This window comes from Acutalibacter sp. JLR.KK004, assembly GCF_036941085.1.
Lineage (GTDB): Bacteria > Bacillota > Clostridia > Oscillospirales > Acutalibacteraceae > Acutalibacter.
The window spans coordinates 407954-420603 of record NZ_JAYMNQ010000001.1 but is presented as its reverse complement, the minus strand read 5'-3'; the positions used below and the strand labels follow the sequence as shown (position 1 = coordinate 420603).

Genomic DNA, 12650 nt, shown 5'->3' with positions numbered 1-12650 from the left:
CCAGGACGCCGGATTTTGCAAAGGAGGCCAGGAATCTATGGACGGGATGCGGGAGCAGGTAAGGCGCTTTAACCTGCTGGCTACAGAAATCGACGCGGCCTACCACGAGGCCACTTTAAAGCTGGGCCTTTCCGACAGCGCCATGATTATTTTATACACCATCTGCCTTTTTGAGGGGGCCTGCCCCTTAGGGGACATTGTGGCATTGTCCGGCCTGCCCAAGCAGACAGTAAACTCCGCTCTGCGCAAGCTGGAGGGGGAGGATGTGGTATACCTGGAGGCAGAAGGCCGGAAAAAGCGGGTATGCCTGACAGAGAAGGGCAGGGGGCTGGCAGAAAAAACAGCCCTGCGGATTATGGAAATAGAGAACGGGATATTCGCCTCCTGGACGCCGGAGGAGCGGGAAACCTATCTCCGGCTGACCCGGCGGTATCTTGCCATGCTGCGGGAAGAGATACAGGCTCTGAAATAGGAGGAAATATGCAAATTCAGCTTTCAGACCATTTCGATTTTAAAAAATTATTCCGGTTTACCCTGCCCTCTGTGGTGATGATGGTGTTCACCTCTATATACGGGGTGGTAGACGGGTTTTTCGTGTCCAACTTTGTAGGGAAAACGCCTTTTGCGGCAGTGAACTTCATCATGCCCTTCCTGATGATCCTGGGGGCTGTGGGCTTTATGTTCGGCACAGGAGGCAGCGCCCTCATCGCCAAAACCCTGGGAGAGGGGGACGAGGGGAAGGCGCGGCAGATGTTTTCCCTTTTCATATACGCGGGCGCGGGGGCCGGCGTGGCAATAGGGGCGCTGGGGTTTGTGCTTGTCCGGCCTGTGGCGGCCTGGCTGGGCGCGGAAGGATCCATGCTGGAGGACTGCGTGCTGTATGGCAGGATTACCCTGCTGGCCCTGCCTGCCCTGATGCTGCAATATGAGTTTCAAAGCTTCTTTATCACAGCCGCAAAGCCCGGCCTGGGGCTGGCTGTCACCGTGGCGGCAGGCTGCACCAACATGGTGCTGGACTCGCTTTTTACCGCCATATTCCCCTGGGGGCTGGCAGGCGCGGCAGCGGCCACGGCGGTAAGCCAGTTGGTGGGCGGCATTGTGCCTTTGTTCTACTTTGGGCGGAAAAACAAAAGCCTCCTGCGGCTGTGCGGGACAGGGTTTGACGGCAAGGTCCTTTTAAAGGCCTGCGCCAACGGATCTTCCGAGCTGATGAGCAATATTTCCATGTCCATTGTCAGTATGCTCTACAATGCCCAGCTTATCCGCTATGCCGGGGAAGACGGCATAGCGGCCTACGGCGTGCTGATGTATGTGAGCTTCGTGTTTTCAGCTATATTTATAGGCTATTCTACAGGCGTGGCCCCTGTGGTGGGATTCCACTATGGGGCAGGCAGCCATACAGAGCTGCGCAGCCTGTACCGCAAGAGCCTGGCAATCACCCTCACGGCTTCCGCTGTCATGCTGGCCCTGGCGGAAGCCCTGGCCCGGCCTTTTTCCGCCGTTTTCGTCAGCTATGATCCCGGCCTTTTCCAAATGACTGTACATGCCTTTGCCGTCTATTCCTTCTCCTTCCTTTTTTCCGGGCTGGCCATTTTCGGCTCCGCTTTTTTCACAGCCCTCAACGACGGCCTGACCTCCGCCCTTATCTCCTTCCTGCGCACATTGGTGTTCCAGGTGGGCGCTGTGCTGGCGCTCCCCCTGATTTGGGGCATAGACGGCGTCTGGCTGTCCATTGTGGCGGCTGAGGTTATGGCGGCCCTCACCACTGGGGCGTTCCTTCTGGGGAAGCGGAAAAAGTTCCATTACTAGGGCTTGTTTGAAAAATTGCAAACACCGTCTTTTTGCCCCAAACGGGCGGCTTCTGCGTCAAAAACCCTCGTCAACCGGCAGGTTGGCCTGCGGTTTTTCCTGGAATCTGACCACTTCTGACCCCAAATTCGTCATTTCCTCTATTTTCCAACAAGCCCTAAAAATTGCACGAAAACCCATCCCCGGTTCTGCCGGGGATTTTGCTTTGTGCATAGGCAGGCAGGGCCTCACAAAAAGAGCCTTTCCGGTTCTCTATATCTATTTGACGGCGGGACGCAAATTTGCTATAATAGTTGCCAGGTTTTAAGGCCGATACCAGCGCAAGCTGTACACATAATAATTGAGAGACAAGGAAAGGAATGTGAAGGAATTAAAATGGGAAGCATCAGCGAGAGAGAAAATCTGCGGAACGTGGCGATTATCGCCCATGTAGACCATGGCAAAACCACCCTGGTGGATCAGCTTCTGCGGCAAAGCGGTATTTTCCGGCAAAATGAAGCGGTGGCAGAGCGGGTGATGGACTCCGGCGACCTGGAGCGGGAGCGGGGCATCACCATTCTCAGCAAAAACACGGCAGTGCTGTATAACGATGTTAAAATCAATATTGTAGACACCCCCGGCCACGCGGACTTCGGCGGGGAGGTGGAGCGGGTGCTGCTGATGGTGGACGGCGTGCTGCTTTTGGTGGACGCCTTTGAGGGCTGTATGCCCCAAACCCGCTTTGTGCTGAAAAAGGCGCTGGCTTTGGGGAAAAAGCCTGTGGTGGTTTTGAACAAGGTAGACCGCCCTGGCGCCCGGCCCGCCCAGGTAGTGGACGAGGTGCTGGATCTGTTCATCGAGCTGGGGGCCAATGACGACCAGCTTGATTTCCCCGTAGTATACGCCTCTGCCCGGGACGGCTATGCCAGCCTGGATCCTTCAGCGCCCGGCACAGACATGACCCCCCTGTTTGAGATGATTATCAATGAAGTGCCCGCGCCCAGGGGAGATTTGGACGGTCCCACCCAGGTGCTGTTTTCCAACATCGACTATGATGACTACGTAGGCCGCATTGGCATAGGCCGGGTGGAACGAGGCTCCCTGCGGGTGGGCCAGACTGTCACCATCTGCGGCGGCGGGGAAGAAACCCGGAAAAACGCCCGGGTGACAAAGCTCTACCAGTTCGAGGGCTTAAAGCGGGTGGAGGCGGAAGCGGCAGGGCTGGGGGACATTATCGCTGTGTCCGGTATTGCGGATCTGAACATCGGCCAGACCGCCTGCGATACCGAGCATGTGGAGCCTCTGCCCTTTGTGAAAATCGACGAGCCTACTGTGTCCATGATGTTCATGGCCAACAATTCCCCCTTTGCCGGGCGGGAAGGCAAATATGTCACCTCCCGGAACCTGCGGGACAGGCTTTTTAAAGAAGTGGAGACAAATGTGGCCATGAAGGTGGAGGAGACAGATTCCACAGACACCTTCAAGGTGTCCGGGCGGGGGGAGCTGCACCTGTCCATCCTTATCGAACAGATGCGCCGCCAGGGGTACGAGTTCCAGGTATCGCCCCCCAGCGTAATATATAAGGAAAAGGACGGCAAGCGCCTGGAGCCAATGGAGCTTTTGATGATCGAGGTGCCGGACAACTATGTGGGGGCGGTGATGGAGAAAATCGGCGCCCGCAAGGCAGAGCTGCTCAACATGGGTTCCCGGGAAACCGGCTCCACCCACATGGAGTTTAAAATCCCTGCCCGGGGCCTTATGGGCTACCGCTCGGAATTTTTAACCGACACCAATGGCAATGGCATTATGAACCATGTTTTTGACGGCTATGAGCCTTATAAAGGGGACATCCAGCAGCGGCAGCAGGGATCCATCATTGCCCATGAGACAGGGGCTTCCACAGCCTACGGCCTGTTCTATGCCCAGGACAGGGGCAGGCTCTTTATCGGCCCGGGGGTAGAGGTATACGAGGGCATGGTAGTGGGGGCAAACCCCAAAAACGAGGACATTGTGGTAAACGTGTGCAAGAAAAAGCACGCCACCAACACCCGTTCCTCTGGGGCAGACGAGGCCCTGAAGCTGACGCCCCATTCGGTTTTAAGCCTGGAGCAGTGCCTGGAGTTTATTGCCCCCGACGAGCTGGTGGAAGTGACCCCCCAGAGCATCCGGATGCGCAAAACCATCCTCTCCAAGGAGCTGCGGATGAAGAAGGCCAGCAAGAGCAAGGGGTGAGATCCGGCCGGCAGGTTTTGCGGGAAAGGAGGTGGAAGCCCTGTGGATACCGTCATATTGGATCTGGAGTGGAACGCGGCCTACAGCCGCAGGCTCCGGGGGTATATCAACGAAATTATCGAGTTTGGCGCTGTGAAATGCGGGCCGGATCTAAAGGCCCGGTCTGTGTTTTCCTGCTTTGTGAAGCCCCAGGTGGGCAAACACATCAGCAGCACCATTTCCAGCCTCACCAGCATCACAGACGAAAACCTGAAGGAGGGCCTTTCCTTCATGCAGGCAGCGGCCCGCTTTAAGCGCTGGGCTGGAGACTGCGTGCTGATGACCTGGGGCACCTCGGACATCCTCACCCTCATTGAAAACTGCCGCTATTTCAGCGGCAGGGAGGAAGTGCCCTTTTTGTCCCGCTATGTGGATCTGCAGCGGTATGCGCAGGTGCAAATGGGCTGGGGCGCCAGCACCCAGGTGGGGCTTTCCAGGGCGGCAGAGCTTTTAGAGCTGGATGTAAGCGGCATGGAGCACCACAGGGCAAAGGACGACAGCCTGATGACCCTGGAAATTTTAAAGCAGGTGTATGACGAAAAAGCCATAGCGCCTTTTGTGGACATATGCGACCGGGAGTTCTACCGGCGCATGACCTTTAAAACCAGCTATGTCTGCGACCTGGGCAGCCCGCTGATTGAGGCCGGGCACCTGCGCTTTTCCTGCCCCAAATGCGGCGGGGAGGCAAAGCGGGTTACCCGCTGGAACCTGAAAAACAAAAGCTTCCGGGCGGAGTTTGCCTGCAAAAGCTGCGGGCATCCCTTTGGGGGCAGGCTGATTATCAAACAGAAATATGAGGGTTTATCTGTGAATAAGAAAACATTTCCCCTGCCAGAGATACAGGAGCCTAGAAAGGCTGTCCCCGGCCTTTTGGGCAATATGCGGCTGGAAATGCCGGAGGGCGTGGGCCTTCTGCGCTTCCCCGCCTTTGACAGCCTTCCTATGGTAAACCACTGTTTTTCCACCCGGGTGGGCGGGGTGAGCAAGGGGGAGTTTGCCTCTATGAACCTGGGCACCAACCGGGGCGACCCGAATGAAAACGTAGCGGAAAATTTCCGGATTTTCTGCCGCGCCGCCGGGTTTGAGGCCGAGTCACTCGTTGCCGGGGCGCAGGATCACCATGTGAACATCCGGCAGGTGGGGCTTCCCGAGCGGGGCATCGGCATCTGGCGGGAAAAGGATATGGAAAGCATAGACGGCCTGTGTACAGACGTGCCTGGGGTTACCCTGGTGATTTACACAGCAGACTGCGTGCCCCTCTATTTTGTGGATCCGGAGCACCATGCCATCGGCCTGGCCCACGCCGGGTGGCGGGGTACGGCGGCAGGCATGGCAAAGGTAATGGCGGAGCGGATGCAGGCGGCCTTTGGCACGGATCCCCGGAAGCTGATAACCGCCATCGGCCCATCTATCTGCAAGGCCTGCTTTGAGGTGGACGAACCAGTGGCAGCGGAATTTCTCAAGCTGGAGAATGCGGAGAAGTTTGTCTCCCTGCCCACAGAGGCAGACGTAAAATACCATGTGGACTTGTGGGAATGCAACCGCCAGTTCCTGCTGCAGGCAGGGGTGCGGGAGGAAAACATCACCGTAGGCGGCATCTGTACCATGTGCGAAAGCGACCTCATCTTCTCCCACCGCCGCACCCGGGGGCACAGGGGATCAAACTGCGCCATGCTGGCTCTGCAATAAGCTGGGAGCAAGGGGCAGGGCCGGCCCCGCCTCCCTTTGGGGAGGCGGGCGCGGCCTTTCAGGCCGCGCAAAAGGGGAGCGCCGCTCCCCTTGGCCGGGGCGCCCTGCCGCCGGCATCCAGCGGAGAAAAGGGAGGAAACCTATGGAAACAGGCTGCACCCTGTGCCCCCGGGCCTGCGGGGTAGATCGCGGCAGGCAAACGGGCCGCTGCAAAAGCGGCAGCGCCATGCGCATTGCCCGGGCAGCCCTGCACCACTGGGAAGAGCCGCCTCTCAGCGGGGAAAGGGGTTCCGGCGCCATCTTCTTCACAGGATGCCCTTTGGGCTGCGCTTATTGCCAGAACGGGGAGATAAGCCGCCTGGAAAATCCTGGCAGGGAAATAAGCCCAAAGGCGCTTTGCGGTATCATGCAGGCCCTTGTGGAGCAGGGGGCGCACAACATAAACCTGGTAACCCCCACCCACTTTGTCCCGCAAATCCGGGAGGCCCTCATGCTGTACAAGCCCCCGGTGCCTGTGGTTTACAACTCCTCCGGCTATGAGCGGGTGGAAACCCTGCGCAGCCTTTCCGGCTTAGTGGATATCTACCTGCCAGATTTCAAATATGCGGAAAGCGCCCTTGCCAAGGTTCTTTCCCGTGCAGAGGATTATCCGCAGGCCGCCCTTGCCGCCATCAAAGAGATGGTGGAGCAGGCAGGCGCCCCTGTCTGCGACGAAAAAGGCATCATGCAGAAGGGCGTGCTCATCCGCCACCTGATTCTGCCGGGCCACACAAAAAATTCCCTGGAAGCATTAAAGCTTATCAAGGAAAACTTCCCCGGCATCCCTGTAAGCCTCATGGCCCAGTACACCCCCCAGCGCCCCGTGCCCGGCTGCCCGGAGCTTTCCCGGCCCATCACCCGCCGGGAGCTGCAAAAGGTGCAGGATTTCCTGTTCAGCCTGGATCTTCCAGGCTTTGTGCAGTCCCGAAGCGCCAAGGGGGAAGCATACATCCCGGACTTCCACCAGTTTGAAACAGAAGGCCCAGCCCTTCTATAACGAAAATCCAAAAGGAGGCGTTTTGGCGTGATACACATCCATAGCAGATCGGCCCTGGAAAAAATCTTCCCGGACGCGGAGGATTTCCGCACGGAGTATGGCAGGGGGAGCAGCCTCAGAGGGGAAAGCTTTGCCTGGCAGGCTGCCATCAAATGGGACGGCTGGGGCACAAAACCCCTGCGCGTCCAGGTGGATTCCCCTTTAAAGGAGCATATCCGGCTCTACCGGGTGGGGAATGTCCCCTGCGAGCTGCCTGCCTATCCCGCCCGCCACGACAGCGATTACCTTTCCGTAAAGCCCGGCCTGTTCCCGGATCCCCTGTTCCCTCTTTCCGGGGCGCTGGAGGCAAACGGCTTCACCCAAACTGTGGTGTGGGTGGACATCCTGGTGCCGGAGGACTGCTCCCCAGGGGAATACCCTGTCACCCTGCTGGCAGAAGGCGAGGGGGAAAGCGCCCAGTGTACCTTTACCCTGGAGGTTATAGGGGCTTCCCTGCCCAAGCAAAAGCTGATCTATACCCAATGGCTTCATGGGGACTGCCTGGCCCAGTGGTACGGGGTGCCTGTATATAGCGAGGAATACTGGTCTTTGCTTGGCCGCTATCTGCGGGCCGCGGCAGAGGAGGGCATGAACATGGTGCTCACCCCTGTGCTCACCCCTGCCCTGGACACAGAGGTGGGGGCCGAGCGGCCCCGCACCCAGCTTGCAAACATCCGGAAAACGAAAAATACCTATACCTTTGATTTTTCCAATCTGGGCCGTTTCATCCGTGTGGCCCAGGAGGCAGGCATGGAATACTTTGAGGTTTCCCACCTGTTCACCCAGTGGGGCGCGGGCTTTGCCCCCGCCATTTATGTGGTGGAAAACGGGTCCACCCTCCGGCTGTTCGGCTGGGATACCCCGGCATCCTCCCCGGCCTACCGGGAATTCCTTGCCCAGTTCCTTCCTGCCCTCACAGGATATTTCCGCCGGACAGGCTTAGAGGGCAAGGTGGTTTTCCACATCTCCGACGAACCGGAGGAAAAAGACCTGGAGGCTTACAAAAAGGCCCGGGAATCGGTTCTGCCTTACTTGGACGGCTTCCCTCTGTATGACGCACTTTCCGACACAGCCTTCTTTGACAAAGGTTTGGTCAGCAACCCCATTGCCGCCACCAATCACATAGAGGGCTTCCTCCAGCGGGAGGCGCCGGGGCTGTGGGCCTACACCTGCTGTTCCCAGAACGTAGACGTGGCGAACCGCTTCCTGGCTATGCCTTCCTACCGGAACCGCATTTTAGGCTGGCAGCTTTATAAATTCAAAATCGCGGGATTCCTCCACTGGGGCTTGAACTTCTGGAACAGCCAGAACTCCCGCAGCCGGATAGATCCTTATACTGTAACAGACGCAGGCCGGGCCTTCCCCGGGGGCGACCCCTTCTCTGTGTATCCCGGCCCCGACGGCCCCATTAAATCCCTGCGGATGAAGGTGTTCCACCACGCCCTCCAGGATATGCGGGCCTTAGAGCTGCTGGAATCCCTCCGAGGCCCGGAGGCCGTGCAGGCCCTTCCCGGCTTTAGCGGCATGACCTTCTCCACCTATCCCCGATCCCCCGGAAGCCTTCTGGCCTGGCGGGAGACGGTGAACGGGGAAATTGCCAAGCACATGGCGGAAAAGGAGCAGGCAGATGGATAAGGTAATCCTTAGGGGCCTGGAGATTTTTGCCTATCATGGGGTGAACCCGGAGGAAAAGCGGGACGGGCAGCTTTTTGTGCTGGACATCACCCTTTTTGCCGACCTCTCCCAAGCCCGGAAAAGCGACAGCCTGGAAGATACGGTAAACTATGCCGCTGTGCGCAAAACCGTACAGCGGGCCTTCACCGAAACGAAATACAACCTGATAGAGCGGGCGGCCCAGGCTGTGTGCGACGCGGTGTTCGCAGGCTTCCCCCAGGTGGAGGAAATCACCCTCCGGCTTAAAAAGCCGGAGGCCCCCATGAACGCCGTATTTGACTATGCGGCAGTGGAAATCACCCAAAAGAGGGAGGAAAATCCATGAAAACCGTACTGGGCCTGGGCGGCAACCTGGGGAACCGGGAGGAAAACCTGGCAATGGCTGTGGAAGAACTGGAAAAGCTGCCCCGCACGCGGCTTCTTGCCATGTCAAACCTTTATGAGACGGCTCCCTTTGACGTGGCGTCAGAGCAGCCGGACTATCTCAACTGCTGCGTGCTGGCGGAGACAAGGCTTTCCCCGGAAGAGCTTTTAGAGCAGTGCCTTGCCATTGAGAACAGGCTCGGCCGGGTGCGCACAGAATACCATGGCGCCCGCACTGTGGACATTGATTTGCTGCTGTTTGAGGGCTGCCGGAAGGACACAGAGCGCCTCACCCTGCCCCACCCCCGGATGCTGGAGCGGGCCTTCGTGCTGGCGCCCCTGTCCGATTTGTTCCCCGGGCGCATTGCCCCGCCTTTTCAATTCGATTTTTCCGAAGCGTACCAAGCGGTGGACAAAACCGGGGTGCGGCTATATAAATAGGGGCCATATGGCTCCAGCCCGTCGAAAAGGGTCCTGTCTGGGGAAGTTCCAAACAGGACCCAAAACAGGAAGATAGAAACGGCGGAAATACCGTCTATCTTTCCATCTGACGCATCCACCTGCCGCAATAGATGTCCGGACGGCACCAGGCTTTCCGTGTCCACCATTTCTATGCCCCCGCACATTTTCCCTCGTTCTAACATCTTGCTTACCACCCTATCCTGTTTTACTGCATTTATTTGAAAAAGTCTGCCCGGAGGCAGACTTTTTCGACAAGCTGTGGAACGCCAGCCCTTAAAAAGCTGGCGTTCCTTTTCTTTTACAGGCGCGAAAACAGCAGTTCAAAAAAGCTGCTGCTTCTTTGAACTGCGTTCGCTATAAGCAGGCAGGGAGGGCAGTCAGGCCGTTAGCCCAGCCGGTAGATTTTCACCCCGTAAGGCGGCAGCTCAATGCAGCCGTTTAAGTCCCGCTTCTCCCCGCTCAGCAGCTCCACAGCCGGGCCATGATAGCCGCAGTTCACATTGAATCCGCTGCCCTCGGCATTGACGGCCACCAGCACTGTCTCCTCCTGGCAGGAGCGCCGGATGACCCACTGCTTGTTGAGAAGCGTCTCGTTCTTAAAATCCCCATAGCACAAAGCAGGGCTTTCCGCCTTCACTCTGCCCAGCTTGGATAAAAATTCCGTCAGGTCATTTTCCACCGGGGCGTCGAAGCAGGGCCGCAGGGCAGGATCCCCGTCCTTTTTGTCCCCTTCCGCGCCCCACTCGCTGCCATAATACAGGCAGGGGATGCCCGGCATCCCGTACAAAGCGGCGTACAGGGGCTTAATCTGGTTTTTGTCCGTCAAAATGCTGTGAATACGGCTCACATCGTGGTTATCCGCAAAGCACACCAGGTGCTCCCCCTTGTAGAGCGTCCAGCCCTCAGGGCCAAACTGCCGGTTCAGGGAATGGGCAATCTCAAACATATTCAGGGAGTTGAAGGCAGAGTAAAGGCCCTTATAGCACTCGTAATTTGTCACGCTGTCCAGCATCTCCGGGTTCATAATCCGCCGGTAGTCCCCGTGGATCATCTCCCCCAGCAGGAAGAAATCGGGCCGCCTTTCCCGGCAGTATCCATGGAGCCTGCGCATGAAGTTCTGGTCCACCATATAGGCCACGTCCAGCCGCAGGCCGTCAATGCCAAATTCCTCCATCCAGCCCCCCACGCAGGACAGCAGGTGCTCCACCACCTGGGGGTTCTGCAGGTTCAGCTTCACCAGTTCAAAGTGCCCTTCCCAGCCCTCATACCACAGGCCGTCGTTATAGCCAGAGTTCCCGCCAAAATTGATGTGGAACCAGTCTTTATAAGGGGAACGCTCCCGGTTTTTCAGCACGTCCTGGAAGGCCCAGAAGCCCCGGCCCACGTGGTTGAACACCCCGTCCAGCACCACCCGGATGCCCGCTTCATGGAGGGCCTGGCACACCTCTTTGAAATCCTCGTTTGTGCCCAGGCGGCAGTCGATTTTCCGGTAATCCCGGGTGTCATAGCCATGGGAGTCCGATTCAAACACCGGGGAGAAATACACCGCCCCCACGTTCAGCTTCTGCAAATGGGGCACCCAGTCCTTCACCTTACCAATGCGGCTCACCGGTTTGCCGTCGTTCTCATAGGGCGCGCCGCAGAAGCCCATGGGGTAAATCTGGTAAAACACGGTTTCATTCTGCCATCCGGGCTTGTTCTCGATTTTCTTGTGTACCACCGGCTTTATGTCCATCTTCTTTTCCTCCTGTACGCGGGCGCTGGGCGCAGGAGAGCCTTGCCTTGCAGAAGGCGAACCCGCGCTTTCCTCCGCTTTCTCGGCATCCCGCCCAGGCTCGCCTGTTTTAAGGGCAGGCTCGCCTGGGCCTCTGCCCTCCTCCGGCGCGGAAGCCTTTTCAGGCTCTTTTACAGCCTCTTCCTCTGGCTCTGCCGGTGCTTCCTCCGCAGGCCGCAGGGTGTACAGGCCGTCCCCTCCGCAGATAATGGCGCTGCTGAAAAACACCTCCATAGCCTTCACCATGTGGGCCAGATCCTCTGCCCCTGCTGTCTCACAGGGGGAATGCATGGCAAGCTGCGCCAGGCCTATGTCCACTGTGGGCACAGATATGTGGGAGCCGGAAATGTTCCCCAGGGTTCCTCCGGCAGGGATGGAGGAGTGGTTGTAATATTCCTGCACAGGCACCTGCGCGTCCACGCACAGCTTTTTAAACACCCCGGCGGAAACAGGATCTGTGGCATAGCGCACCCCATGCTTTACCACCACGCCGCCGTTTAAATAGCACCGGTTGGTGGGGTCGGACTTCTCCGGGCTGCCAGGGTGCACGGCGTGGGCGTTGTCTGCGGAAACCATAAAGCTGGAGGACAGGGCTAGAAGCTTTTCCTCCTCCGTTTTTCCCGCCGCCAGGCAGATGCGGCTGATAAGCCCGGAAAGCAGGTCAGAGTCTGCCCCCTGGCGGGTCTGGCTGCCTGTCTCCTCGTTGTCGAAAATGGCGCACACCAGGCAGTTTTCCCCGTTTTCCGCCTGCAAAAAGCCCTGCAGGGAGGAGAAGGCGCACTCTAAATCGTCCAGCCGGGGGGCGCAGATAAACTCTCCCCCTGCCCCAAAAACAGTCCCGCCGGCCCGGTTGTACAGATACAGATCATGGGACAGGATATCCTCTTTCTGCACCCCTGCCGCTTCCGCCGCCAGGGCCAGCACATCTGCCTCCCTGCCTCCTAAAAGGGGCAGAGTGTCCTTCTGGGCATCCAGCTTCTGGCCCTTATTCACCTCCCGGTTCAGGTGGATGGCCAGGCTGGGAATCAGCAGCAGCGCCCGGGGAATATCGGTCAGGACGGTTTTCACCCCGCCTTCTGTGCGCACTGTCAGCCGCCCCGCCACAGAGAGGGTCCTGTCGGCCCACAGGTGCAGGGTGGTGACGCCGTAAACCTCGGTGTTCAGCTTGGTATAGCGGCCTTCCACCTCCATTTCCGGGGCGGCTTTCACCCGGAAGCAGGGGGAATCGCTGTGGGAGGCGGCAATGGAAAAGCCCCGAAAGCCCCTGCCGGGATACCGGAAGGCCAGCAGGGAGGTAAGCCCCCTGGTGACGTAATACTTCCCGCCGGGGGACAAGGCCCAGGGCTGGGATTCCCGCAGCTCTGCGAACCCTGCTTCCTCCAGCATGGCCCGGGCAGCCTGCACGGCGTGGGCGGAGGTGGGGCTTTTGCCGATAAAGCTGAAAAGTTCAGGGATATAGGTTTTCATAGCGAATTACCATGCGATACAGGATGCGATAAAAACTCTAAATTTTTATCTTGTACCGCTCCTTTCTTTATCTATTTTCTACAAAAA

9 protein-coding genes are annotated in these 12650 nt (G+C 58.2%); 8 read left to right on the top strand and 1 reads right to left on the bottom strand.

Features of this window, described 5'->3' with window-relative positions:
• Positions 1 to 37 precede the first annotated feature (37 nt).
• The 8 genes from VSQ30_RS02415 to folK all read left to right on the top strand — a co-directional run bounded on the left by VSQ30_RS02415 (position 38) and on the right by folK (position 9301).
• Positions 38 to 472 carry a MarR family winged helix-turn-helix transcriptional regulator gene (locus tag VSQ30_RS02415; RefSeq protein ID WP_334461732.1) on the top strand — a complete coding sequence of 145 codons (435 nt, stop codon included), beginning with the start codon at positions 38 to 40 and terminating at the stop codon, positions 470 to 472.
• A gap of 8 nt (positions 473 to 480) precedes the next feature.
• Positions 481 to 1809 (top strand): MATE family efflux transporter, encoded by a 1329-nt coding sequence (locus VSQ30_RS02410; RefSeq protein ID WP_334461731.1) that lies wholly within the window; start codon positions 481 to 483, stop codon positions 1807 to 1809.
• 375 nt (positions 1810 to 2184) lie between these two features.
• Positions 2185 to 4020, top strand: coding sequence for a translational GTPase TypA (gene typA / locus VSQ30_RS02405; RefSeq protein WP_502876173.1), 1836 nt, complete (start codon positions 2185 to 2187; stop codon positions 4018 to 4020).
• 42 nt (positions 4021 to 4062) lie between these two features.
• Entirely contained in the window at positions 4063 to 5748 is a 1686-nt protein-coding gene (gene pgeF, locus VSQ30_RS02400; protein ID WP_334461730.1) for a peptidoglycan editing factor PgeF, read from the top strand.
• 142 nt (positions 5749 to 5890) lie between these two features.
• Positions 5891 to 6784 carry a radical SAM protein gene (locus VSQ30_RS02395; RefSeq protein WP_334461728.1) on the top strand — a complete coding sequence of 298 codons (894 nt, stop codon included), beginning with the start codon at positions 5891 to 5893 and terminating at the stop codon, positions 6782 to 6784.
• Between the two features lie 27 nt (positions 6785 to 6811).
• Positions 6812 to 8458 (top strand): DUF4091 domain-containing protein, encoded by a 1647-nt coding sequence (locus VSQ30_RS02390; RefSeq protein ID WP_334461726.1) that lies wholly within the window; start codon positions 6812 to 6814, stop codon positions 8456 to 8458.
• Positions 8451 to 8822: a dihydroneopterin aldolase gene (gene folB, locus VSQ30_RS02385; protein ID WP_334461725.1), complete on the top strand. Its 372-nt coding sequence runs from the start codon at positions 8451 to 8453 to the stop codon at positions 8820 to 8822. The genes VSQ30_RS02390 and folB overlap by 8 nt, the downstream gene beginning before the upstream one ends.
• Complete coding sequence (folK, locus tag VSQ30_RS02380) at positions 8819 to 9301, top strand: 2-amino-4-hydroxy-6-hydroxymethyldihydropteridine diphosphokinase (protein ID WP_334461724.1); 483 nt, start codon at positions 8819 to 8821, stop codon at positions 9299 to 9301. The genes folB and folK overlap by 4 nt, the downstream gene beginning before the upstream one ends.
• 406 nt (positions 9302 to 9707) lie before the next feature.
• Here the strand turns inward: folK and VSQ30_RS02375 are convergent, their stop codons facing one another.
• The gene (locus VSQ30_RS02375; protein WP_334461722.1) at positions 9708 to 12563 is read right to left on the bottom strand and encodes a M18 family aminopeptidase; all 2856 of its coding nucleotides are present in this window, start codon (positions 12561 to 12563) and stop codon (positions 9708 to 9710) included.
• Positions 12564 to 12650: the final 87 nt, after the last annotated feature.